The sequence below is a fragment of the Paenibacillus sp. SAFN-117 genome (genome assembly GCF_051966115.1).
Taxonomy (GTDB): Bacteria; Bacillota; Bacilli; order Paenibacillales; family NBRC-103111; genus Paenibacillus_L; species Paenibacillus_L residui.
Window position 1 is genome coordinate 148,324 of the sequence record NZ_JBQCLK010000003.1, and the last position, 25,283, is coordinate 173,606.

Sequence of the window (25,283 nt, forward strand, 5' to 3'; positions counted from 1 at the left end):
CGTCAATGACGGTTCAGGCGCGCTGAAACGAGCGAGGGACTGTCTGATCCACTATTCGGACTTCACTCAGGATAGACAGAGTTCCCCGGAAAGCCTGCCACAGATCCGGTTCTACTATTTGGAAGGTGGGTCGGCTTTATAAATAACTAGAATATAGCTTCTTTGCTCCGTTGTCGTGCCGAATGTTTTCATCCCGGTAGAATATTTAATATCAATCAGTTGATCGTCACGTAGAGTCGCTAGAAAATCGTTCGTTTTCTTCTCGGCGGATGAATTATGAGTATCTAAAAATTCCTTCACTTGAATCATAGAAGTTCCCCTTTCGTGGAGATATTGTTTACGATATTTTAGGCACCACTTTAACCCCAAGGCTCATCTCCGAGTGACACAGCGGGCATTCCGGCTGTTCCGCGAAAGTAAACTCCGCCCGCATCCAGCCCGGACACTGATCTCCCGTACATATCCATACTTTCGCCTCAATGACAGGAGGTTCCTTCTCCGATTTGCTTTTGTTAGGAAAATTTTTCATATCCATCCTTCACCTGTTCTATTATAATCCTGTTGGACTTGCTCCTGCAGCCTCAAATCCAAGCTGCGAACGGCTGATAGGTGTTATGTTCCAAGAACAAGAACATGCATGGCGTCATCACCACCCTTTAAACCGGCAAGTTGCCACATTCCTATAGAGAAACGAAGGCATCCCGCTCCAACGAGCGAAATGCCTTATATAAGCATAACTATACTACAGAAGGAAGACATTGTCAATTCATCTTTCATTTTCCTATTAATGTAATTATAGAGAAGAGTTATAGCGAGACTAGAATCCGGTAAAGCCCCCATATAGTTCGATAAAATAAATGGTGATTTTCGTCATTTGGTCGGTGTATAGCAAAATCCCTGTAAGGACCATCAGGCCCCCGCCTATTTTCATAATCAACCCGGAACGCCGCATCATCCATTTCATCTTGCCAATGAAGAAAGCCATGATGAAGAATGGAATGGCAAATCCGATCGTATAGGCTAGCGTATAGAAGAAGGCCTGATCCGGATTGCTTACTCCAAGAGTGATAACAGCGGCCAAGATAGGGCCGACACAGGGTGTCCAGCCGGCTGCATAGGTCACACCTACGAGGACAGACCCGAAGTACCCGAGTGGCTTGCTCCGGAAAGTAAACCGGCGGTCCTTCATCAATGCTTTGGGCGTAAATATCCCCAACATAATCAGCCCCATGACGGCAATGAAGATACCGCCCAGCTTGCGGATCAGGTTTTGATATTCCGCGAAGAAGGACCCGATAAAGCTTAAAGAGAATCCAAGGGCAACGAAAATAATGGAAAATCCCAGTATGAAGAAAACGGTGTGGAGCATCGCCCGTCTCTCCAATAATCCTTTGCCTTCCTGAAGATCTTTAACCGACACTCCCGTAATATAAGACAGATAGGACGGGTACAAAGGAAGACAGCAGGGCGAGACGAACGAAAGGATGCCTGCTCCGAAAACGATCCAGAGGCTTAAATCGGCAGCATTCAGCACAATCACCTTCTTATCTGTATATAGCCGCAGGCCAACGGCTGTACATCACACTACAAATAGTAGTATAAGAAGATGGGGGTGTCAATGACACCCGTCCAGGCAAATTTGACAAATAATAAAACTTATTAAGAGCCATATCGCAAGAGAATCAATTTTGACCATCCGACAGACTGAGCGGCAATCCATTGACATCGTCGGTGATTACGGCAATCACCCCGGCAAGTTATCCTCCAGCAAGGAGCGAAGCTCGGGAAGCGGATGAGCGGGGCGTCTGCCCTGCAGAGCGGCCACCAAGTCTTGGGCAGCAAGCTTGGCCATATCATACCGTGTCTTCGCGGTTGCCGAGCCGATATGGGGAACCAGCACCGTATTCGGCAGAGAGACGAGCGGATGGTCGCCGCTAATCGGCTCCTCCGCGAAGACATCCAATCCGGCCGAGCGAATCGTGCCGTTCCGCAGCGCTTCCACCAGCGCCTGTTCATCCACCGTTTGCCCGCGGGAAGCGTTCACGAAGACGGCTGTCGGCTTCATCCGCGCAAACTGCTCGGCCCCGATCATTTGCCTGGTCTGTTCGGTTAGCGGAACCATCAGCACCACATAATCGGCCTGCTCCAACAGTTCGTTCAAATCGCAATGCCGTGCCCCCAGCTCCGCTTCGGCCTCCGGCTTCCTGGTCCGGTTCGCATACAAAATCTCCATTCCGAAGCCGAATTTGGCCCTTCTTGCTACAGCCTCGCCAATCCGTCCCATTCCAACGATGCCCAGCACCGCATGGTGTACGTCTATTCCGAACAGATGCTCCTGGCTTCCCGCCTTCCACCGTCCCGCACGGACGTAATGGTCCAATTCCGGTATACGGCGGGCCGCGGCCAGAATAAGCCCAAAGATCAGATCAGCCACCGTTTCATCCAGCACACCCGGAGTATGCGTGGCCATGATCCTCCGCCGGGCCAGCTCCGCTACGTCCAGATGATTGTACCCGACCGAAATGCTGCTCACCACCCTTAACCGGGGAGCCAGATCCAGCAGTCGGCCGTCGACCCGCAATCCGGAGGTTAGAAGCCCCTCCGCCTCAGACAGTTTTCCCCGTAATACCTGCTCCGGAACGGGACCTTCCGACTCCCATACATCGACAGAGGCATGACGGGAAATATAATCCAGCACATCCTTCGGTATCGGTTTGGTTATGAACACTTTAGGCTTCATAAGAACTTCCTCCTCTTGTCATCCAATGGAGCTCGGCCACTTTCGCGTCCGTATCATGGAGTGAATTAGCAAACCAAGCCTTCTTCATTTAGTTTACCATATTCGTTCAGGTTCTCTATTATGGTTCGCCGTAAGGCTCCATGGAATTAGCATCAGTCAGTCATATGGCTCCCAGCATCCCAATGTCCGCAAGGGCCCAAAGAGCTATAGGCTATCCCCCATTTTGCCTAAAAAGAGCAGTTATCTAGACTAATGAACAGTCTCCATTCGCCTTGCCGGCGTATAGTGTTAGTATACTTGGTCAAGAAGGAGTTGATCAGAATGCATTGTCATCATAATCCATGTCCTCCAGCAAAACCGGTGATTGCTCCGACCTCTCGGGTAGTAAGAGACTATTATCATCCGCAGGTTGTCCCGGTCATTCATCCGATAGAAGTAGTTAACCGCCATCATTGTGTCCCCGTACCTTGCCATTATTACACTTATTCCGAAAGAGACGAGGTCGCCGGCGCCGCTAACTATCCTTCCAAGTCAAAAGGAATAGGCAGATATTAATTCACCCCCTGCCGTACACTGAAAAACGGGCTGACACCTTCCTTAACGGAAAGGTGTCGGCCCGTTTTTGCCGGTCCGGTAATCGGGTCGGATGCGAAAACGAGAAACCTTTTGGCACATCCTTAATCCTTACGGTTTGTAGTTTTAGTCTAAATTTACTATAATCGTGATAAATGAATTTTCGCGGAGGATAGGAATGAATCATAAACAGGACGAATCGAAAAAAAGAATTCTGGAAGCAGCCAAAGTCTGTTTTGCCAACAATGGCTACGACGGGACTTCCGTCCGGCAAATCTGTGAGGCGGCTGATGCCAATCTGGCTCTTGTTTCCTATTATTTCGGCTCCAAAGAAAATCTCTATTACACGGTCATTGAATCCTTATATCTGAATAACGGACACAAACTTGATAAGCATGAGGATATCGCGGACCCTGAAGAGGCCCTGCGCTCCTTTGTTGACATTTTTATAAACTTGCGGAAGCAGGACAAGCAGTTTAACATGATTTTAAGACACGAACTATCAACCGATAGTCCCCGGAAGCAAGTGATTAGCAGAATCATCTCACCCTATTTCTCTTATCTCAAGAAGATACTTATTAATGGTAGAGAAAATGGTGTGTTTCATTATGAATCGTTGGATTTGGTCCTGATGTTCATTGCTTCCATACTGGTATATCCGGCATATGACTCCTTCCTTATCGAGTCCAGCCAGGCTTTGGAGAAGGATTCGAGCCTTGAGATCCGTCATACGGCCGATTTTATATTAGCCGGGTTGAAATTCAAGCAATAACTGCAGTCTTTCAATTAATTTTGTATGTGCGGCTTTTTCGCTTTAAACTTATGTACTAACCCTCTGTTCAACTAAGGCATATGTCTGTACTTCGAAGACCTGCCGTCCGTTGAATGGTTTGGTTCTGTAGGCATCAATCAGTTGATCCTTCTGTGGCGAATCAAGTCCTTAAACGTCAAATGATTCCTAATCTTCATCATGATGTTTGTCGTATTGAATGGCTTGGTTATGTAATCAATGGCCCCTGCCTGAAGCCCGTTTCCTTCATCTTCCTCATGATCCAGTACGGTAATGAAAATAACAGGAATGGCAACGGTCAGAGGGTTCTCTTTTAATTGCTTGCACACGGCATACCCATCCATATCCGGCATCATAACATCCAGAAGGATCAAATCGGGTTGTAGCTCCTGCGCCATTTCCAATCCTTTTTCCCCTCTTGTTGAATACAAGACTTCATATTCCTCTCCCAGAATCGCTTGCAGCAGCAAAATATTGGAAGGTGAGTCATCGACAATTAGTATCGTATGTTTATCGTTCAATTTCAAATCCCACCCTGTCTTCGGGTATTTGATAAAGCAAACCGGCTTCGATTTCCAGCAATATTTGTCTTGCCCGGCTATAATCCAACTGTTTTATTGAATGCACAAGGCTTCTTGCCTCTTTCCCGATCCCGGGATCTCCGCGCAGAACCTTATATATACGTTCCGAAACTTCGAACGCCGCCATGCTGTTCTTGCTTAACAGAAGATCAAGCTCTCTAAATAATGAAGTTATATATACTTTGCCCGGTTTCTGGACCAGGGGCTCCATCTCCATGGCATCATCGACTTGCTGGAGCCAGGCTTCAATTTTCTTGGTTAACGCATCTATAAGAAGTCTCAACTCTTCTATCTGAACCCTGATCTTACTTCCTTCCCGCCGATTAAGAGCTTTCTCCAACTGATGAACGGAGTGCGCCAGGGAATCCATGGACAGATTGCCGGCCACTCCTTTCAAATTATGAGCAAGGCGGCCTGCGGATACATAGTCCTCCTCGGCTAAATATCGACGGATTTGCGGAATAAATTCGGAATGCTCTTTAAGGAACGTCATCAATAGATCATATAGTTTAGCCTGATTCCCGTTTAGACGGCCTGATAGCGTGCCCAAATCGAGCAGGTCTGAATCCAAGGATGGAATATTCGGAGGACTATACCTGCTTACAGCCGTTTCTCCATATTTAATATAACCTTCTTCCAATCTGCCGTTAGTCCATTTAATAATGGTAGAAATAAGCTGCGACGGAACGATCGGCTTGGAAATAAAATCATTCATTCCTTGTTCTAAACATTGCTGCTTAACCGATAACAGAGCATGAGCCGTGATGGCAATAATCGGAACTTCCGCATCCTGACTGCGAATAAGCCGGACCGCTTCGAAGCCGTCCATTTCCGGCATTTGCAGATCCATCAGTATGATATCAAATTGTAGGCGGGGTGAACGAGTAAATAAATCCGCCGCTTCTTTCCCGCTGCCGACTAAAACTACATTATTAAAATACGGAGCTAAAATCTCCTGGTAAACCAAACGATTGATTTGATTATCCTCCGCGATCAAAATCCTTGTCTGATTAGGCCCTTCTTCCATAGGTCCGGTAAGAGAAAGTGCTTGGACTTCGCCGGCATCACCCCGTTTAGCTGGCACTATGGCTTTCCAGACGGCAGCAAGTAATTCCTCCCTGTTAAAGGGCTTTTCCAAAATATAATCCGGACGGGGCAAATTGCTATTTCCACCCATATCAGTCCGTTGAAACCAGTTTACCATGGTAATGGAAGGGATACCACTTACTTCAGAACTATTCCCTAGGACTTTCGCTGCCGCGAAACAATTACTTTTGTCTGTATTCCAGTCCAACAAGACTAGATCATATCCGGTTCTCACGTCCTGCCGTAAAGGGATCCGCCCCGTATCCAACGAAGAAGCGTCATCCAAGCAGGTCACTTCAAAAGTATAAGGGCATAGCGATTCCCTAATACAATCCTGGGAGGTTTTGCTTTGATCGATAACTAATAATTTATACGGCTTGTCGGGAATTAATACTCTTTCCCGCTGTTCCTGAAGCCCGAATTCCGCCGTGAATGAGAACGTACTCCCCTTCCCGATGCGACTCTCCACATGGATGCTCCCGTTCATCATCTCAACCAATTGTTGGCTAATCGACAGACCCAGGCCGGTTCCTCCATATTTGCGCGTTGTCGCTTCATTCGCTTGAGCGAACGACTGAAAAATGACCAATTTTTGTTCGGGTGTGAGACCGATTCCCGTATCCTTGACAGAAATCTGCAGCTTTACACTATCATGCTTTAGTGAGACTAATTTCGTTCGAATTACAATTTCTCCGCTATCCGTAAACTTAATGGCGTTATTGGCCAGATTGATGATGACTTGTCCAAGCCGCAAAGGATCGCCGATCAGCTCATCGGGTACATCCCATTCTGAACTAAAGAAAATATGCAGCCCTTTCTCAGCGGCACTGACGGAAATAACATCGGTCACCTCCTTCAGCACCCGGCTTAGCTGAAAAGGAATGGACTCGAGTTCTATTTTCCCCGCCTCGATTTTGGAGAAATCCAGAATGTTATTAATAATGCCCAGAAGAGATTGCGAGGCCGATTGAATCTTATGAATATAGTCCTTCTGCTTGTCGGACAAATCGGTCATCTGAATGAGATGGCCCAGCCCCAGAATAGCATTCAGCGGCGTCCGTATTTCATGACTCATGCTGGCGAGGAAGCTGCTCTTGGCCTGCGTGACTTCCCGCAGCTTCATTTCCAGCTGTTTGCGCTCCGTAATATCCTGAACAAAGCCGTACATTCTGGCGGGAGTCCCCCGATCATCCACCTCCATGTGGATTTCCCCGTAGTGATAGCGAATCGTCTGATCCGGCATCAGCATTTTATATTCCAGAGTACATTCGCTTTTATTTTTTAACGCTTCTTCCACTTTCTGCTGGAATTGCAAGCGGTCTTCCGGATGGACCAGGGAAACAATATGGGCCAACGTTAGCTTGTCCTTGTCCAATCCGATAATCTTGTACATGCCGATGGACCAGTTCCATTCATTTCTCTTCAAATCCCACTCCCAGCTTCCCAGCTTGGCAATTTGTTGGGATTCCGATAAACTGGCTTCGCTCTTCTGCAGCGCGATCTCGGCTTGCTTACGTTCCGTAATATCCGCTCCGGAAACAAGGATTCGCTTGTTCTCATCGTCATCCAGAAGAATCGTATGATGCCATAGGATCGTTCTTTCTCCTGTTCTGGTCCTGATCGTGCTTTCGAAGCTTTCTTCCATCTCTTGGGCTCCATCTATAAGCCTCTGGAGCAACAGCCTGAATTGATCTCGGGAAGGATCCGCTGCGAAATGCTCAAACCAATGGACACCGATGATTTGTTCAGCCGGATAGCCGAGAATTTGGCACCCCGTTCTATTGATCAAGGAAACCGTCCCGTCCGCCTGCAGAACTAACAGCATAACGCCAACGACATCCAAATATTTCTGGGCGGTATCCTTCTCCCTTCTTAATCCAGCCTCAGCTCTTCTATGGGCTGTTACATCCTTGGAAATCGCGTAAATGTTAACTATTTCTCCGTGCATAAAGATGGGAACGATCGTAGTATTCAGATGAAGAAGCGAGCCGTTCTTATGCCATAAGGTAATTTCGACCGATTGGGAACGTCCTTCCGATACTTTCTTGAATTTGGAAATCACTTTATAACGATTCCGGAGATCCAGCATGCCGGGAATCGTCCTCTCTCTTACCTCTTCCACAGTGTAGCCTGTAAGCTTCTCCATTGAGGAGTTGGCCTGCAGCAATTTTCCGTGCACATCAAAGAGGCACACGATATCCGGATTGTGCTCAAACATGTAATGATATCTTCGTTCATTCAATGTAGCCAATCGCATTTCTATCTTGTGTTCGATCGACTGCAGAGAGATGATCAGGAGCAGGATGAATACCGCGGTCAAACCGATCCAAGCGGCAAGGTCAATATTGTTTACAACCGGATACTCCATAGAGCGCTGCAGCATCTCTTCAGATACGGTAAAGCTGGCCGCAGCCATCCCCGTGTAATGCATGCTGGTAATGGCGCCGCCAATCATGCAGCTTCCGGCAATTCTTAAGAGATATGGTGATTTCCGCGAGCCCTTTTTATATTGATACATCAAATAGAGCGCCGCTATGGAAACCGTAACCGCAATGAGCAGAGACAGGGTAACCAAGTAGGGATCGTAGTGAATTTCCGCAGGAACGATCATTGCGAACATCCCGGTATAATGCATCGTAGTAATAGCCAGTCCCATGAACAAGCCGCCCAATACCGTTTGGAAATGGGTGACATTCTCTCTGCTGACAAACTGCATGGCGATAAAAGCCGCACAGACGGGAAGGATCATCGAAAGCACCAGCAGCCAAGGATCATAGGTTACTTCGAAAGTCAGATGAAACGCCAGCATCCCGACAAAATGCATCGACCAAATGCCCAACCCCTCTACACAGGACCCGAATAAAATCCAAAGGAACCGGGATCTTCCTTGCTTCAAAACTACCCTGTCTATAATATTTAATGAAGCATAAGATGCAAAAATGGAAATGAAGACGGAAAGAATGACAAGCGGAATGTTATAAGTGCCATGTATGTGATGCAAAGAGACCACCTCGAGCTTGGACGATATTATATTTATAATCTCACAGGCTCCTATACAATTTCTGACCATTTTTTGTTGAATTCGCGATCTGGAAGTAGAAACGAAGGTGATAAAAGAAAATGGCCCAAACCTCATGATTAAGGCTCAAGCCATCTGACTCCTTGCTGATACAACATGGTTTCTATTCATCCTCTACCGGATAAGCGTAAACTATAAACCGGTCGGGGGCATCCCCAACATATCTGAACGGGTAACAGGTCGACAAGGTTAAGACTTCCTCTCCCTTGGGGCCTATAACCGTTGTATTATCGCTGGAGACAATTTCGGTTTCCTCAATGCTGTACTCGAATGTTCCGTAAGGCATTTCAACGATCAGACGGTCTCCAATCTCCAATTCGCCGAAATTTCGGAAGACGGTATCACGGTGTCCCGACAGCAGGATTTGTTCATTATCCATAGGAAATGCCGTTGTGCGGTAGTGTCCTACTCCTTTGGCGAGCATTTCCTCATCCGTTCCTTCGATAATCGGCAGCTTGGCTTCAATCTTCGGAATCTTCAGAACACCGATGACATCGTTATCCTGGGGATCAAATTGCTGTCTTGCTGCTAACTGGGCAGCCTGCAGAGCTTCCTTAGAATCCACCTCCGGCTGAACTATCGGCTTGGGCTTGAATTCCTGTTCCAAGGAAATCTTGCTTTCCGCCTCCTCCAACGCTCTTTGCATTCCTATCTTATGGCTGAAATACTGATATACACTAACGAATATGAAAATGACACCTATAAGGATTAATAAAGAGCCAATTTTATTTCTCATGGCGGTCTTCCTCTTTCGCAGCACAGGCAACCTCCCTATCCCGTTAATATGTCGTCTTGGCATACAAGGACGACAGGCCCAATCATCGTTATATGGCCGCATCCCGCTTAGAAAATTCAAGACAGAGTTCCTCTTAAACACGAGTATAAGACTAGTATTGAAACCATGCAACTGATATATAGAAATTTACAAAATAAATCAATTTTAGTATATAAAAATACGTATTGTAATGCCAGGCCGTGTGCACAGGTTTTAGCCATCTGTGCCCGCTGCAGCTTCTTCCGGCCCCGAGATCTTCCGGGACTCGCCGGTCGGAAACTGCTTATGCATTCTTCTCTTGAACTGTGCCGGAGAACAGCCGTGCTGCCGTTTGAACAGCTCATGAAAATGCGCCCGGTTCGGTATCCCCACTTCGTTCGCAATCTGCTCGACGGTCAGGTCCTCGGTCAATAACAGCTGCTCCGCCTTCCGGATCCGTTTAAAATTAACGTACTCTGTGAAAGACATGCCGATTGCCCGTTTGAACGTCCGCAAGAAATGATGATAGCTTAAATTCATCCGCCGGCTTGCCTCTGCAACCGTCACTTTCTCCTTCAGGTTCTTATCGATATAAAGTAGAACAGGCGCCAGCATTTGCAGCTGCTCTCCGCGATCGTACTGCAGTCTGTCGCTGCGGTCACTCCGGACAAGCACCAGAATAATCTGCTTGACCAGCATCGAAATCGCAATTTCATAGCCCTTGGCCTGGCCCCCGATTTCCTCGTAAATGCCCAGAATGGCCTCGGCCACCTTCTTCTTTGCCTCCGGATTTTCTTTAAAGATATAGTTTAACGCGCTTAACGGCCGGATCTGCTCTTGAAAATATTTCAGGTGAACCACTACGGATTGATCAAAATGGGATGCAAGATCAAGCTGGAACACAATGTACTTCAGCGGCTTGCCGAGCGGACGCGTCCAATGCGGCTGAGAGGAGCCGATCAGCAGCACATCCCCGCTTCCAATCGTCCATTTCTCTTCGGGAACCCCCACCTCCATCTCTCCCTGCAGAATGAGCAGGAATTCCGCTTCTCTATGATAATGCCAGCGATCCGGCGGAGTATCGGCCGGTTGAGGCATCATTTCTCCGCCGCTGTCGTGAACGATTTCCCAAATTTTGAGACACAAAAAAGGATTCTGATAATGGACTTCCTCATGGCTGATCTTCATTGTTTTCCCCCCGCCGGGTCGGTTTAATCGTTTGCTTGTCCCACATTGTCAAACAGCCGAACGGCTGATAAACTTAAGAATCGCTATTCCATCGATTAATTATACCATGCTTGATCGCTTGTGAGCACAATTGGATACAAAATGGTCAGGATCGCTCCTTTTCTCGGCCGTTCTGTTTACTTATGATAGAGGGGACAAGAACAAACCATTAGTGCAATGCATAAATAAGGAGGCAATGAAATGAGCGGCAATGTGAGAGTCACCATATGGAATGAATACCGCCATGAACTAAAAGATGAGGCGGTCCGGAACATTTATCCGCAAGGAATACATGCCGTCCTGGCGGAAGCCTTGGGCACGGAATTTGCAGTCCGCACCGCAACGTTGGATGAGCCTGAGCACGGATTGACGGAAGAAGTGCTGAACGAGACCGACGTCCTTGTCTGGTGGGGGCATATGGCCCATAAGGAAGTTCAGGATGAGATCGTCGAGCGGGTCTATCAGCGGGTGCTTGCCGGAATGGGACTGATCGTTCTCCACTCGGGACATTTCTCCAAAATATTCAAGAAATTAATGGGTACCTCCTGCGATCTCAAATGGCGCGAAGCCGGGGATAAGGAGCGGCTCTGGGTCGTCTCTCCCGGACACCCTATCGTGCAGGGAATCGGCGAATACATCGAGCTGGAGCAGGAAGAAATGTATGGAGAGCATTTCGATATTCCGGAACCGGACGAGCTCGTCCTGGTAAGCTGGTTCGAAGGCGGGGAAGTCTTCCGCAGCGGCTGCTGCTTCAAGAGAGGGCTGGGACGCATCTTCTATTTCCGTCCGGGTCATGAGACGCATCCGACCTACTATAATGAAGGAGTGCGCCGCATCATCGCCAACAGCGTACGCTGGGCCGCACCGACGGGCGACAGCAAGCCGAAGTACGGGCGTTACATTCCATCCCTGGAGCCGATTAAAGATAAGGGGAGCGTTTAACGAATGAGCAGGCTTAAGATTGGTGTTATCGGAACCGGCAATATTTTCCGCCATATCCATGCTCCCGGTTGGCTGTCTCTTCCGGAGGTGGAGCTTGTAGCCGCGTGTGATTCGAATCGGGAGCTGGCGGAGGCTGCGGCCAAGGATTTCGGAATTCCGCGCATCTATACCGATTATCGGGAGATGCTGGAGCACGAGGAGCTGGACGCGGTTGGAATCAGCACCCCTAACCTGTTCCATTCGGAAATATCGATCTTCGCATTGAACCGGGGAATCCATGTATTTTGCGAAAAACCGGACGCCATCAATCCCGCCGAAGCGCGCAAGATGGCCGAAGCGGCCCGGCAATCCGGCAAAGTGCTGATGGTGATGCGGAACAACCGGTTTACCCAGGCGTCGCAATTTCTGAAAAGATATATCGACTCCGGAGCGATGGGTGATATCTATACCGGACGGACAGGTTGGATCCGCCGCCGCGGCATCCCCGGTCGGGGAGGCTGGTTTACGACAAAAGCTCTGTCCGGCGGAGGCCCTCTAATTGATCTCGGGGTTCATATGATCGATCTCGCCATTTGGTTAATGGGGAATCCGAAGCCGATGTCCGTATCCGCCTCTACCTATACGAAATTCGCAGGCACAACGATATCGGACCCGAATCTCAAGCAAGTAACCGGCCAGCCGGTCGGAGGGACTTTCGATGTCGAGGATTTGGCCTCCGGGTTCATCCGGTTCCAGAACGGGGCTACGCTGCAAATCGAGTTTAGCTGGGCCTCCAACATTGAGCACGAATCGAAATTTCTCGAGCTTCGAGGAACGCTCGCCGGCTGCAGCATGCAGAATGACGATTTGAAGCTGTTTACCGAGATCGAGCAGGTGCTGTGCGACATCACTCCCCGGTTTCCCAAGACCGGTGATCAGGCGCATCATCTCAACATTCGCCATTTCATTGACTGCGTATTCGGACGAACCGAGCCGATCATCACTCCCGAGTACGGCGTTGACATGATTGAGATTTTATCCGCAATCTACGAATCGGCCGAAACTCAAACGGAAGTACGCCTGTAACTTTCTGTGGACAGTCAGATATTCGAAATAATAAAATGCAGCCGCCCTTGGACAGGGTCGGCTGCATTTTTTTGCGGAGCGAGGTCAATGGCCTCTTCTTCATTTCCCCTTTGGAGGGACAGTCCTTCCTTTCCGCTCTATTCACCTGAATTCAGAATGCGGATTCAACCCTCCAACTGAGGGGAGATCGTCCCATTCTTCCGCACGTATTCGGTAAATGCATCTCTTAAGTAATGCTTGGTCTTCTGCTTTAAGACCGTGTTTTCCTTCAGCATCGTAAATTTGTCCCCGCCGCCCGTCAGGAAGTCATTGGCAACCACCTTGTAGGTTTTGTTTTTGTCCAATGGTTGACCGTCCATCGTCACTTCCACCAGTCTTGCGCCAGGCTCCTTCGAGGCGTCGAACGTGTACTGAATCCCGGATACCTGCAGGAAGCCTCCGGCAGCGGCCGGATAGCTTGCCAGGCTGTGCTCGAGCGCATCCCAAACCGTCTGCCCGCTTGCCTCTACCATGACAACCGTATTGTCGAAAGGAAGCGCGGCGTAAATTTGCTCCAGCGTGATGTCCCCGGCGGGAATGCTTGCCCGGATGCCGCCCCCATTTTGCAGAGCAATATCCGCTCCGGTCAAGTCTCTCAGACTGTCAGCCAATGCGTTCCCGAAATTGGATTCCTTCAGTCTTACTGTCTGTCTCTCGCCGTCCAATGGAACTTCCGCCGTGCCGATGACCTGCTTCATCTTCTGATCCAATTGGCTGCTGTAGCGATCGATGATTTCGTTCACTTTCGGATCTGACGGAAGATTGTCCGTCATGAACAGGTGAGCGAAGTTCAGACCGATCATCTTTCCGCCCATCGTCTGAATGTTGATCTGATTAAGAACTTCTGCGTGCTTTCCCGGAGAGATGAGCCAGGTTCCCTCAATTTGCTTGGGGAAGTCCACCACATCCTGGCCGCCTCCGATTTCCACGTCAATGCCGCTTACCCGAGCCGGAAGCAGCGGATTGTCTCCATGCAGATGGGCCAAGGCAATAATAATGTCGGTTTGGCCACGTAATTCGTCGACCTCTTTCTGAGCCGCCTCGAAATGATCGGTGAAGCTGATTCCTTCGACATTTTGAGGATGTGTGTAATAATGGCTCTCGTCATCGGTGACACCGACAATACCGATCTTCACTCCGTCTATTTCCTTAATAATAGAAGAATGCAGGAAGGAAGGCTTTGCTTCACGATAGAAGGTGTTGGCCGACAGAAACGGAAACTGTGCGCTTTCCGCATTGCGCTGCATCACCTGGATCGGAAAATCGAAATCATGATTTCCGAGCACCATGGCATCGTATTTCATCTCGTTCATAACCTCGATCGTCGAAGCTCCCTCGAACAGATTTCCGATATTGGTGTTATACGGAGCGTCTCCGGCATCCACCAGCAAAGTATTGGGCTGCCGCTTGCGGGTATCCTTAACGATCCGGCTCATTTTGGCGAGACCGCCAATCACATATTCCTCTCCTGCCGGCCTGTACGGCTCCAGATGGGAATGAATGTCCGATGTGGCAAAGACGGTAATGATCTTGAAATCGGGATGCCGCAAAATATGGTGCAAACTTCCGGCGGCTTCCTCTCGTGTAATCGGCTCTTCTAGGTCGATTTCCTCCCTCAGAAGACCAAGCTTGACCAGCTCTTCCGGACCGTTAGCATCGGAATCCACGCCTAAAACGATCTTGGCCAGCATCTCCCGCCATTCCTTCTTGGTGACGAACCGCTCCGGTGAGAAAATTCCCCCCTCCACTTCCGCGGCCCGAACCTTGATCAAGCCCTCGATATCCTGCAAGCCCCAATGATTTACGATATCCGAAGCAGACGGAATCGAGAATGATTCATCGATGACCCCGAGAGGATCGGAGTATCGGAACGATTTGTTCATCGTCGGATCGCTTGGAATGATCGGTTCGATCGGCGTCAGATGAAAGCCTCGGACCAATAGCGACGCCGCTTGTGCCCTTGTCAGAGGCTGCTTGGGATAGTAAAAATGATTTTCGAAGCCGTTTATGATACCGTCCCGGTGCAAATCCAGAATCGCTTCCTTAAAGGGGGAGTGTTCAATGTCTGAAAATACCGGATTTTGTTCGGCGTACGCCGGAATCGATACGACAGACATTAGCATGAACACGAGAACGGCCAACCAATTTCTTTGAGACATCCTAGAGCACTTCCTTCGCCTTATAATGAGTTGTCTCATCCATTGTAACGGGCAATCTTCAACGCGCTGTTAAAACCATGTAATGATTTGGTAAAAAAAGCTTTTATACGGAGCCGGCTCGAAGATGAATAACCCGGTTTTAGAGGTTGCTTTTTATGCCAATAAGAATCTGGATTTACGCCGCTTCAACTTCCGTAAAGTTGATTCTTATGTGGTAAAAAAAGCTTCTAAACGGAGCCGGCTCGAAGATGAATAACCCGGTTTTAAAGGTTGCTTTTTATGCCAATAAGAATCTGGATTTACACCGCTTCAACTTCCGTAAAGTTGATTCTTATGTGGTAAAAAAAGCTTCTAAACGGAGCCCGCTCGAAGATGAATAACCCGGTTTTAGAGGTCGCTTTTTATGCCAATAACATAATGGACTAAAAATCCCCCGGGCTCCTTTGTTCCATGCAGCAGAACATCTTGTCTCTGCACAACACTTTTAATTAATATAAATTTAATTGAACTTAAGCAAAAAAAGGATTGACAAAACAAATTTAACTGGAATAGAATTGAAGAAAAGTTTACCTTGTTCAACTTTATTTTACCTTACTAACTATTTTCGCTTAAGGAAAGAGGGTCGCTTTTTTATTAAAAATACTATTTTTCGGAGGAATGAATGAACATGAGTGGATGGAAAACCAAAGAAGCAAACTTGCAAGTCACAAAAAGAGGCTCGCTGAAAAAGCTGATGGCGGTCTTGGCCTGCTTGACTCTGGCCGTTATGCTGACGGCTTGCGGAACGAAGGACGCCTTCAGCGGCAGCGAAGGGAAAATTAAGATAACGGCGACAATCGGAATGATAACCGATGTGGTCAAGGAAATCGGCGGCGAGCATGTAGAGGTTATAGGCCTGATGGGATCGGGGGTCGACCCTCACCTGTATAAAGCGTCCCAGGGTGACATCGCCAAGCTGGATCAGGCGGATATCGTGTTCTACAACGGCTTGCATCTGGAAGGCAAGATGGTCGAAATTTTCGAACGGATGGAGAAGAAGAAGCCGACCGTCGCCGTCGCGAGCAAGATCGATACCTCTCAACTGCGTGCAGGAGACGAAGAGATGGGAGAATTCGATCCGCATATTTGGTTCGATGTGAGGCTGTGGATGACAGCGACCGAAACGATCCGGGACGCTCTAATTGAGTTCGATTCCGCTCATGCGGCCGATTATCAGAAGAATGCAGACGCCTATTTGAAGCAGTTGGAACAGCTGCACAAGGAAGTCACCGACAAAATCAACACGATCCCGGAATCCAGCAGGGTTCTCGTTACCGCCCATGACGCCTTCGGCTATTTCGGCGACGCCTACGGAATTAAAGTGATGGGACTGCAGGGGCTCAGCACCGCATCGGAGGCCGGGACGAAAGACGTGACCGATCTGCGTGATTATTTGATTGAGAATAAAATCAAAGCCGTTTTTATCGAAACCAGTGTCCCCGATAAAGCAATTAAAGCGGTCATTCAAGGCGCCAAGGAAAAAGGTCACGAACTAAAAATCGGCGGCGAGCTGTTCTCCGACGCGATGGGCAAAGACGGAACACCGGAAGGAACTTATATCGGAATGGTGCGCCATAACGTGGATACCATCGTTAATGCTTTGAAATAGCGGCAGATTCCGCAAACGGCGGGAATGCCCGGGATGCGGCTTCCGCCATCCGGCTGCATTCGCCCTGCTTGCAAGCTATCAATAATCTAAGGGGATGAAAAACATATGAATAAGGTGCCATTGAAAATAGACAATTTATCAGTCGCCTATCAGAAGAAGCCGGTGCTCCGGAACGTCTCTTTCGAAGTGCCGGAAGGCAAGCTGATCGGAATTATCGGTCCGAACGGTGCCGGAAAATCGACGCTGATTAAAGCGGCCCTTGGACTTATACCCCGCCTATCCGGCGAAGTGTCCATCTACGGCCGCCCCTATGCCGAACAGCGGAGCATGATCGGATATGTTCCTCAGCGGGAATCGGTCGACTGGGATTTTCCGACGAACGCCCTCGATGTCGTCATGATGGGACGGTATGGGCATTTGGGTTGGTTTAAACGTCCCGGCTCGACAGAGAAGAAAATAGCGATGGATTGTCTGGCCAAGGTCGGAATGACGGATTATTCCGACCGGCAGATCAGCCAGCTTTCCGGCGGACAGCAGCAGCGTATCTTTCTTGCGCGGGCCCTCGCCCAGGATGCCAAGCTGTACTTTATGGATGAGCCTTTTGTCGGCGTAGACGCCGCTACGGAGAAAGCGATTATTACTCTGCTGAACGAGTTGAAGATGCAGGGCAAGACCGTCCTGGTCGTCCATCACGATCTGGCCACGGTCCAGGAATATTTCGATTGGGTTCTGCTTTTAAACGTCAATTTAATCGACTTCGGCCCCGCGGACCAAGTATTTACAGCCGATAAATTACAGCAGACGTACGGAGGCAGACTGACCATGCTCGATCAGGAAAACCGCTCGGCATGGATCTTGAACGCGAGGTGATGAAGGATGTTCGGATGGCTGGAAATTTTCCTCGATCCTAATACACAATGGATTTTATTCGGCTGCATGCTGCTTGGATTAAGCAGCGGAGTCATCGGCAGCTTCGCTTACTTGCGCAAACAGTCGCTGATGGGCGATGCCTTATCCCACGCCGCACTTCCCGGGGTATGCATTGCCTTTATGCTGACGGGCTCGAAATCGATCCTGCTCTTCCTTCTGGGAGCTGCAATTGCCGGGATCATTGCTACCTTCGGCATTGGATATATCACCCGCAACACAAGAATTAAGCAGGATTCGGCTTTGGCGATTACACTGACCGTCTTCTTCGGCTTCGGCATCGTCCTGCTGACGCAAATACAGCATAGCGGCAACGGCAATCAAAGCGGTCTGGATAAATTTCTATTCGGGCAAGCCGCTTCGATGATTCATACGGATGTTGTCATTATGGCCATCATTTCCGTCCTGCTTGTCGGTGCCTGCGCCCTGCTGTTTAAGGAATTCAAGCTGCTGAGCTTTGATCCCGGTTTTGCGCGGGGGATGGGATACCCCGTTACTTTCCTGGAGCAGCTCATCATGTTCCTTATCGTGGTGGCCGTTGTCGTCGGCATTCAGGCCGTTGGAGTCGTACTTATGGCTGCGCTCTTGATTACTCCGGCGGTTTCCGCCCGGTACTGGACCGAGAAGCTTGGCGTAATGGTGACGCTGTCCGGATTGTTCGGAGCCTTGAGCGGTCTGGTGGGCACATTCATCAGCGCCAGCGGCAATAACCTGCCGACCGGCCCGCTCAGCGTGCTGTCCGCGACTCTGCTCTTTGTCATCTCGGTCATCTTTGCCCCCCGCCGGGGCATCCTTTCCAAGTGGCTGCTGCGCCATTCGGTCCGCAGCAAGGTTAGACGGGAGGAAGCCTCCCTCAAGCTGGAGCGAAAGGAGAGAGCCGTATGAGTACATTCTGGATCATTTTCACCGGTGCGCTGGTCGCCGGGGCCTGCAGCCTCGTCGGGTGCTTCCTCGTTCTGAGGAAGATGGCCATGATCGGAGACGCGATCAGTCATTCGGTGCTTCCAGGCATCGTGATCGCCTTCCTCATTAGCGGCACCAGAGACTCACTGGCCATGCTGCTTGGAGCCGCGGTACTCGGGCTGGTTACCGTGTTTCTCATACAAATGTTTCATCAGAGCGGCGTTCAATCAGACGCATCCATAGGAGTGGTGTTTACGGCCCTCTTCGCAGTGGGCATCGTTCTGGTCAGCCTATATACAAGAAATATTGATTTGGATTTGGATTGTGTGCTTTATGGGGAAATTGCCTACGTTCCTTGGAATACCATTGAGATTGCCGGAATCGACATCGGGCCGAAGGCCGTCTGGGGTGTGGGACTCGCCCTTCTGCTCAGCGCCATATTGATTACCGCTTTTTACAAGCAGTTCAAGCTCTGCTCCTTCGATCCGGCCATGGCCGCCGCTGTCGGTATCCCCGTCGCCTTCTTTCACTATTTACTCATGGGACTCGTATCCGTGACGACGGTCGCCTCGTTCGAAAGCGTCGGCGCGATTCTTGTCGTAGGTATGCTGGTGGTGCCGCCGGCTACCGCTTATCTGCTGACGGATAAACTGGGCCGGATGATCACATACAGCCTGTTGATCGGCTGCTTCTGTTCCATTGCCGGCTATTACACCGCACATCTGCTGGATGCCTCGATTGCCGGATGCATGATCAGCGTCGCGGGAGTTTTGTTCGTCATCGCACTGCTCTTCTCTCCGACCCACGGCGTAGTGTTCCGCAAGCTTAAGCAGAGACGGATGACCCGCGACCATGCGGCGAGCAGTCCCGCAGTATAAATCAGCCGCGGCTATCCTTGGTCACCGTTGGACGATAAGCAATTCATAGGGAGTCGGCCTTTGCGGCCGCTCCCTTTTCTTACCAAATAGGTTGATGATGTCCAAGGAGGTGAACCATCCTTGCCCACTCCCGCAATGGAAGATTATTTGGAACAGATTTATCGGCTGATCGAAACCAAAGGATACGCCCGGCCGGTCGATATTGCGGCGCGCCTTAAAGTCACTTCGCCTACGGTCACCAAGATGATTCAGCGCCTTCACGAATCCGGATTCGTCCGTTACGAGAAATACCGCGACGTTATTTTAACGGCCAAAGGGAAAAAGATTGGTCAGTCCACTGTCAGGAAACACGAAATCCTGGAAGAGTTTTTCCGCATCCTTCGCGTAGACGATGAGGTTGCCTGCCTAGAAATCGAACAGATTGAGCATTATATCGGCCAGCAGACCTCCTGCCGTATCGCCAGTCTGGTTCAATTCCTTAAGGAGCATCCACCTATTTATCAATCCTTCCTGCAGCACCTGCTTATTCGCCATGCTCCCCCCAACAAGAGGCTTCCCGATCCGTCTGAATAGGCAACCGTGTTATATGCTGCAGCCAGGCTATTCCTCCACGGCAGCTTGATCGGCCGGCCTGGCCGTCTTCGTTCCTCGGACCGAACGGGCATGGACGGAACGGGCATATTCCGTCGGAGTCATACCTACGGCCTGTTTGAATGATCGGGAAAAGGAGTGTATGCTGCTATAACCGAGCCGTTCGCCGATCTCCGTCATATTCAGCTTTTCCTCGCGAATCCAGCTCTTGGCTTGCTCGATCTTCTGCTTGCCGAAACAAGCCATAGCCCCACCCCCAGTCTCTTCCTTGAATAACGTAATTAAGCGGGTTCTGCCGATTTGGAACTGGCTGCATAGCTTATCAATGGACAGCTCCTCAGAGAGATGTTCCCTCATGTAGGCGATGATTTGCTCCGCCAAAGCCTTGTTTTCGTTCGATAACACAGTCTTGAAAGGTTTACGATCTGATCCGCCTCTCTCCCCTGTGCGAATCAATTGAATGAGCAAAATCTCCAGATAATTGCGGATAACCTGCTCGCTGCCAAAAGAAGCGAACCTGTTCCTCCGAGGCAGCGACATCAGCGGAGAATCGACCGGAGGATCGAACGCCTCCCTTCCTTCTTGCAGCAAACAGGATAACAGCCGTCTCTCCCCTTCCTTCAACCGGAATGTCTTTCCTTCAAAAAAACGCATGGCCGGGGAATCGCATACAAAGGACACTATAAGCAAATTGGGAGCCGTACCGTCAAGGGCATGACCCACATGGAACTCATTGGGGGTATAAAAAATCATATCCCCTTGCTGCAAAATTTCCCGGCCGGTCCCGACTTCGATCTCCACCTTCCCTTTATCCACATAGACAAACTCCCAGAAGTCGTGACTCTCCCCACGCGATCTGAAATGGACGGGAAATTCCTTGTAGACAAAGGTCACTAGCTGACGAACGGTCAGTTCCTCTCTTAAATCATATTTCGGGTATCCCATTTCCCCTGCCCCTCCGTACAAAATGATAAAATAGTCGTCCTTGCCGCTAAAGCCAAACCCTCTTACTTAAGCCTATTATATGAATGAACGCAAGAGAAAAAAATAGGATCTCATGGAGGTAAAAAAATGAGCCATATCCGTATGGGCATCATCGGATGCGGGGGAATGACAGGCTCCCACTTACAGGGACTAGCTATGATCGGCGATCGGATGACGATCACCTCGGTTTGCGATATCGATCCGGAGAAAGTCCGTCTCGCAGCAGACCTTACCGGAGCCGGGGTGGCCGTCACCGATTATCGGGAAATACTGCCCTTCGTAGATGCAGTATTGATTGCACTGCCTCACGACCTGCATTATGAGGTAGGAATGGCCTGTCTGGAGGCGGGCAAGCATGTGCTTATGGAGAAACCAATGTGCAATACCGAGCGGGAATGTCTGACGCTGATCGAGACCGCCGAGCGAAATAAGCTTACGCTGATGACGGCTTATCCGGTCCGGTTCTGGCCGGTGATCGGCCTAATGAAGCAGTACGTCGATAATAAAACCTACGGCGATGTATTCCAAATGTCCATATGGACAGAACAGTATACCCGATATTCCCCCGGACACTGGGCTCACTCCAAAGTCAGGCTGGGCGGCGGGCAATTTTTCAGCCACGGGTGCCACTACATCGACCTTCTGCTGTGGTTTCTCGGCCAGCCGATCAGAGGGGCGCATATCGGAACTCGCAAAGGCACCCCCTGGCTCGAAGGAGAAGGGACGAGCAATGTCGTCCTGGAATTTGAAAGCGGCACACTGGGCTATCACTTTGGCACCTGGGGGGCACGAGGCACCAGGCTTGGCTATAGCATTCACATCCATTGCACCGAAGGAATGCTCGAATACGATTCGGCGACAAGAAAGCTGATTCTGCACTCACAAATCCATCCGGAAAAGGCGAATCTGGATACCTCCTCACACTCCCAAGTATTATACGAGCAGAAAGATACGGGGAAATTGACCCAGTACGAAATGATTCATTTTCTGGACTGTATCCGTAACAGCCGTCAGCCCCTTACCGACGGCCCCTCCAGTCTTCAGGGATTGCGCGTAATCTGGCGCTTATACGAAGCCGAGCAGAACGGAACGATTGCCGATTTGCGCGGACTCGGATTGAATGATGACTGGAAAGCATTCCCCAAAGCAACCTAACGTAAAGACACCCCCGTATAAGCGATAGACAAGAGGCGGCCCGCTCCGCCTCATTTTTTCGGTTGTTTTAAGGCACGCCTATCCATTATAATATAGCTCTGATCATGACAAGATCAGCATTGGTTAAATCTATTTATAATGATTTTTTCCATCGAAAGGGGGCCTGTATGCTGGTATAATGAATTATTGTCCATCGATGTCCAATAACGAAAGCTGTGGAAACCATCGTCACCCGATCATCCTCCCATCGGATTACGGAGAATTCATCCAGGAACCTTATTCCCGTCGAATTTCTTCCTATGAACCGGAGAGCCTAGCCGCAATTCATTGGTCCAGGGTCGCCCTTTTCCATGCCAGACAGGTTCTTCGCCATCCGAACGTCGAGCCCAAGTTGCTGAAAGTTAAATTTATAGAAGATAGAAGATACACAGAAAGATAATATACGGATAGATAATTATAGAGGAGAGACCTTACGTGAGTTCTTCAAAAAAGAATACAACCGCATTAATTATTCTGATGATCAACATGTTCATTGCCATGCTTGGGATCGGGCTTGTTATTCCTATATTGCCGAAATTCATGCTTGAATTCGGCGCCAGCGGTAAAGCGCTGGGCTTCCTGGTCGCAGCCTTCGGATTGACGCAATTTCTGTTCTCTCCCATAGCCGGAGAATGGTCCGATAAATACGGCCGTAAGATAATGATAGTCGGCGGGCTGACCGCCTTTACCCTGTCCCAGCTTATTTTTGCCATGGGCACGGAGATGTGGATGCTTTACGTGTCGAGGTTGCTGGGCGGCTTGAGCGCCGCTGCCATGATCCCTCCGATGATGGCTTATGTAGCGGATATTACAACGGAGGAGAAGAGGGGCAAGGGACTGGGCATGCTGGGTGCCGCGATGTCTCTCGGCTTTGTCATCGGTCCCGGCATCGGAGGATTCCTGGCCGAATATGGAGTCCGGGTACCGTTCTACGTCTCGGCGGCCGTTGCCGGAGTGGCGATGCTGATTTCCATCATAGTGCTTCCCGAAACGCTATCCCGCGATAAGCAGCTCGAAGCCCGCAGCACCAAGACCAAGAGAGAGAACATCCTCAAGCAATTCGCCATGTCTTTTAAAGCGCCCTACCTGGTGCTTCTGATCCTGGTCTTCGCCCTGACCTTCGGCTTGGCCAACTTTGAGGCGATCTTCGGGCTATATGTTGATATCAAGTACGGGTTTACTCCCAAAGACATTTCCATCCTCATTACGATCGGAGCTTTGGTCGGGGTCATTATCCAGGCGATTTTCATCGACCGGCTGATTACCCGTTATGGGGAAAGAAAGCTGATCAATATGAGCTTCCTGATTTCGGCGGTCGCCCTGCTGCTTATGCTGTTATCAGGCAACTTCTGGTACGTTCTGCTCATTACGATTCTGTTCTTCACGTTTACGTCGATTCTTAGACCCGCCATCAATACGCTGCTGTCGAAGATGGCCGGCAATGAGCAGGGCTTCGTTGCCGGGATGAACAATGCTTATATGAGTCTTGGCAATATTATCGGCCCGTCTCTGGCCGGGATATTATTCGATAAGCATACAGATATCCCGTACTCTTTCGGCGCCGTCATACTGCTGCTCAGCCTGGTGCTGTCGGTGGCCTGGAACCGCCGCACGGCAAGCGGACGGCGATCATCCGCTCAGGCCTAAAACCGCATCGAACCGTAGGCGACTGACCTGTCGAGGCTTGCAGTGTACAGAACCGCTTCCCTAAAAATAAGCGTCTCCCGATCATCGGGAGACGCTTTATATTTCGAAAGCTTACCGCTTTCGCTTAGATGCATTTCTACTTCTATTTCACCGCATCCGGCGCTTCCGGCGCGAAATAGATGCACTTTAGTCTGGAAGCGGGCGCCAACGGCACTGCAACGTTGAGCTCCCCTTGCAAGCGCTCAGCCTCTATCGTGGATTTGGAGCCAATGGCTCCTCAGTATGGCCCGGGCCCACTTCATCCGCTTGGAACAGCCCCTCTATAAAGGCCCGCAGCCGTTTCTGATCGACCGTAAGGACCGCGGCCCCGTTAATCGTTTCTTCCCTGAGCAGGTCCATAGGCGGAATTTGCTCCGTCACCATGGAGTTGGCCTTGATTTTATACCCCAGAACCGCCAGCTTGATCATACTGCTTAAATCCATATTGGTTTCAATATAAGGGGCGATTTTATTCAAGATGTTCGGAACATTCACCAAGGTCGAGGTGGACTGCATTTTATCCGCAACGGCCTTCAGAAACTTGCGCTGGCGCTCGGTCCGTGCATAATCCGACAATGCATCCTTACGGAATCTGACGTACTGCAGAGCTTTATTTCCGTCCAGGTGCTGCATTCCCTCTTTTAGATCGATCTGATACTCCTGCTTATCCGCCGTATCGGTATATTTCATATCCTTCTCGACATAAAGATCCACTCCCCCGATCGCATCGACCAAGGCAATAAAGCTGTCCAGTTCAACGTAAAAATAGTAATGAATCGGAAGTCCCATCAGATTTCCGACCACCTTCATAGTCAGTTCGGGGCCTCCGTAGGCAAATGCGGAATTAATTCTGCTATGGCCGTGCCCGGGAATTTCTACATAGGTATCGCGTAAGATGGAGAACAAATGAGCTTTCTTGGAAACCGGATCGATAGACAGGACCATAATCGTATCCGACCGCCCATGATCGCCTTCTTCTCTGCCATCTGCTCCAAGCAGCAAAATGTTGACCCTCTCTTTCCCCTCCCATTCCGGGATGACTTCCTTGTCTTCCTGCTCTTTCCCCCCGTTATCTTGTTTAACTTCGGAGTACCCCATATCCTTTGCTCCTTTTTGAATTTGCATGCCGAAGGTAATAATAGAGTAGCCGTAATAACCGGCAATCAGCAGGATCGGAACAAACAGGGATACGATGATCCACTTGATTTTCTTAGCCATGATGTTTTCCTCTCATTCATTTAATGGGTTCGCTTCATTATTCTATCTTTCTACCACCGATAGCACCGCAAAAGTGTCTGACAGTCACCGGGAGAGAAGTTCGCGAAGCCAATCACCTGATAGCCTCTCTCTTGTAAAATAAATTCTCCCCGAATCTATGAAAATTTACATTTTATTCTATCGAATCTAGCTTTACAAAGTCAAACCGTGACGAAAAAA

21 protein-coding genes are annotated in these 25,283 nt (G+C 49.6%); 10 read left to right on the forward strand and 11 right to left on the reverse strand.

Annotated elements, in window-relative coordinates; genetic code table 11:
* Positions 1–114: 114 nt before the first annotated feature.
* The 4 genes from ACTHRH_RS03625 to ACTHRH_RS03640 all read right to left on the reverse strand — a co-directional run bounded on the left by ACTHRH_RS03625 (position 115) and on the right by ACTHRH_RS03640 (position 2,740).
* Positions 115–309: a sporulation protein Cse60 gene (locus tag ACTHRH_RS03625; protein ID WP_144932935.1), complete on the reverse strand. Its 195-nt coding sequence runs from the start codon at positions 307–309 to the stop codon at positions 115–117.
* Positions 310–337: 28 nt separating this feature from the next.
* Positions 338–529 carry a cold-inducible protein YdjO-related protein gene (locus ACTHRH_RS03630; protein ID WP_440414169.1) on the reverse strand — a complete coding sequence of 64 codons (192 nt, stop codon included), beginning with the start codon at positions 527–529 and terminating at the stop codon, positions 338–340.
* Between the two features lie 288 nt (positions 530–817).
* On the reverse strand, positions 818–1,531 hold the full coding sequence (locus ACTHRH_RS03635; RefSeq protein ID WP_144933026.1) for a cytochrome c biogenesis CcdA family protein: 714 nt from the start codon (positions 1,529–1,531) through the stop codon (positions 818–820).
* A 213-nt stretch (positions 1,532–1,744) separates the two neighbouring features.
* Entirely contained in the window at positions 1,745–2,740 is a 996-nt protein-coding gene (locus ACTHRH_RS03640) for a 2-hydroxyacid dehydrogenase (RefSeq protein WP_440414171.1), read from the reverse strand.
* A gap of 751 nt (positions 2,741–3,491) precedes the next feature.
* Between ACTHRH_RS03640 and ACTHRH_RS03645 the strand changes: the two genes are divergently transcribed.
* The gene (locus ACTHRH_RS03645) at positions 3,492–4,085 is read left to right on the forward strand and encodes a TetR family transcriptional regulator (protein ID WP_144932927.1); all 594 of its coding nucleotides are present in this window, start codon (positions 3,492–3,494) and stop codon (positions 4,083–4,085) included.
* A gap of 137 nt (positions 4,086–4,222) precedes the next feature.
* On the opposite strand, the gene ACTHRH_RS03650 is transcribed toward ACTHRH_RS03645, so the two are convergent.
* The 4 genes from ACTHRH_RS03650 to ACTHRH_RS03665 form a co-directional block, all read right to left on the reverse strand.
* Positions 4,223–4,624, reverse strand: coding sequence for a response regulator (locus ACTHRH_RS03650; RefSeq protein WP_186328175.1), 402 nt, complete (start codon positions 4,622–4,624; stop codon positions 4,223–4,225).
* Positions 4,614–8,771 carry a PAS domain S-box protein gene (locus ACTHRH_RS03655; protein ID WP_440414174.1) on the reverse strand — a complete coding sequence of 1,386 codons (4,158 nt, stop codon included), beginning with the start codon at positions 8,769–8,771 and terminating at the stop codon, positions 4,614–4,616. The genes ACTHRH_RS03650 and ACTHRH_RS03655 overlap by 11 nt, the downstream gene beginning before the upstream one ends.
* 181 nt (positions 8,772–8,952) lie before the next feature.
* Positions 8,953–9,585, reverse strand: a complete 633-nt coding sequence (locus ACTHRH_RS03660) for a class D sortase (RefSeq protein ID WP_144932919.1) — start codon at positions 9,583–9,585, stop codon at positions 8,953–8,955.
* 252 nt (positions 9,586–9,837) lie between these two features.
* Entirely contained in the window at positions 9,838–10,791 is a 954-nt protein-coding gene (locus tag ACTHRH_RS03665; protein ID WP_144932918.1) for a helix-turn-helix domain-containing protein, read from the reverse strand.
* A 240-nt stretch (positions 10,792–11,031) separates the two neighbouring features.
* Here ACTHRH_RS03665 and ACTHRH_RS03670 point away from each other — a divergent pair, with 240 nt between their 5' ends.
* Positions 11,032–11,772 carry a ThuA domain-containing protein gene (locus tag ACTHRH_RS03670; protein WP_379286616.1) on the forward strand — a complete coding sequence of 247 codons (741 nt, stop codon included), beginning with the start codon at positions 11,032–11,034 and terminating at the stop codon, positions 11,770–11,772.
* Positions 11,773–11,775: 3 nt separating this feature from the next.
* Complete coding sequence (locus ACTHRH_RS03675; protein WP_440414177.1) at positions 11,776–12,837, forward strand: Gfo/Idh/MocA family protein; 1,062 nt, start codon at positions 11,776–11,778, stop codon at positions 12,835–12,837.
* 164 nt (positions 12,838–13,001) lie between these two features.
* Here ACTHRH_RS03675 and ACTHRH_RS03680 read toward each other — a convergent pair whose 3' ends face one another.
* On the reverse strand, positions 13,002–15,035 hold the full coding sequence (locus tag ACTHRH_RS03680) for a 5'-nucleotidase C-terminal domain-containing protein (RefSeq protein WP_440414179.1): 2,034 nt from the start codon (positions 15,033–15,035) through the stop codon (positions 13,002–13,004).
* A gap of 667 nt (positions 15,036–15,702) precedes the next feature.
* Between ACTHRH_RS03680 and ACTHRH_RS03685 the strand changes: the two genes are divergently transcribed.
* The 5 genes from ACTHRH_RS03685 (at position 15,703) to mntR (ending at position 19,964) form a co-directional block, all read left to right on the forward strand.
* Complete coding sequence (locus tag ACTHRH_RS03685) at positions 15,703–16,683, forward strand: metal ABC transporter solute-binding protein, Zn/Mn family (protein ID WP_150959743.1); 981 nt, start codon at positions 15,703–15,705, stop codon at positions 16,681–16,683.
* A 105-nt stretch (positions 16,684–16,788) separates the two neighbouring features.
* Complete coding sequence (locus ACTHRH_RS03690) at positions 16,789–17,553, forward strand: metal ABC transporter ATP-binding protein (protein WP_144932909.1); 765 nt, start codon at positions 16,789–16,791, stop codon at positions 17,551–17,553.
* 6 nt (positions 17,554–17,559) lie between these two features.
* Positions 17,560–18,495 (forward strand): metal ABC transporter permease, encoded by a 936-nt coding sequence (locus ACTHRH_RS03695; RefSeq protein ID WP_144932906.1) that lies wholly within the window; start codon positions 17,560–17,562, stop codon positions 18,493–18,495.
* On the forward strand, positions 18,492–19,391 hold the full coding sequence (locus ACTHRH_RS03700) for a metal ABC transporter permease (RefSeq protein WP_144932904.1): 900 nt from the start codon (positions 18,492–18,494) through the stop codon (positions 19,389–19,391). Before ACTHRH_RS03695 ends, ACTHRH_RS03700 begins: the two co-directional genes overlap by 4 nt.
* A 120-nt stretch (positions 19,392–19,511) precedes the next feature.
* Positions 19,512–19,964, forward strand: a complete 453-nt coding sequence (mntR, locus tag ACTHRH_RS03705) for a transcriptional regulator MntR (RefSeq protein ID WP_150959744.1) — start codon at positions 19,512–19,514, stop codon at positions 19,962–19,964.
* A gap of 27 nt (positions 19,965–19,991) precedes the next feature.
* Here the strand turns inward: mntR and ACTHRH_RS03710 are convergent, their stop codons facing one another.
* The gene (locus tag ACTHRH_RS03710) at positions 19,992–20,927 is read right to left on the reverse strand and encodes an AraC family transcriptional regulator (RefSeq protein ID WP_440414184.1); all 936 of its coding nucleotides are present in this window, start codon (positions 20,925–20,927) and stop codon (positions 19,992–19,994) included.
* Positions 20,928–21,053: 126 nt separating this feature from the next.
* Between ACTHRH_RS03710 and ACTHRH_RS03715 the strand changes: the two genes are divergently transcribed.
* On the forward strand, positions 21,054–22,121 hold the full coding sequence (locus ACTHRH_RS03715; RefSeq protein ID WP_440414186.1) for a Gfo/Idh/MocA family protein: 1,068 nt from the start codon (positions 21,054–21,056) through the stop codon (positions 22,119–22,121).
* A gap of 474 nt (positions 22,122–22,595) precedes the next feature.
* Complete coding sequence (locus ACTHRH_RS03720; protein ID WP_440414188.1) at positions 22,596–23,807, forward strand: MFS transporter; 1,212 nt, start codon at positions 22,596–22,598, stop codon at positions 23,805–23,807.
* A gap of 249 nt (positions 23,808–24,056) precedes the next feature.
* On the opposite strand, the gene ACTHRH_RS03725 is transcribed toward ACTHRH_RS03720, so the two are convergent.
* Entirely contained in the window at positions 24,057–25,064 is a 1,008-nt protein-coding gene (locus tag ACTHRH_RS03725; RefSeq protein ID WP_440414190.1) for an LCP family protein, read from the reverse strand.
* Positions 25,065–25,283 lie beyond the last annotated feature (219 nt).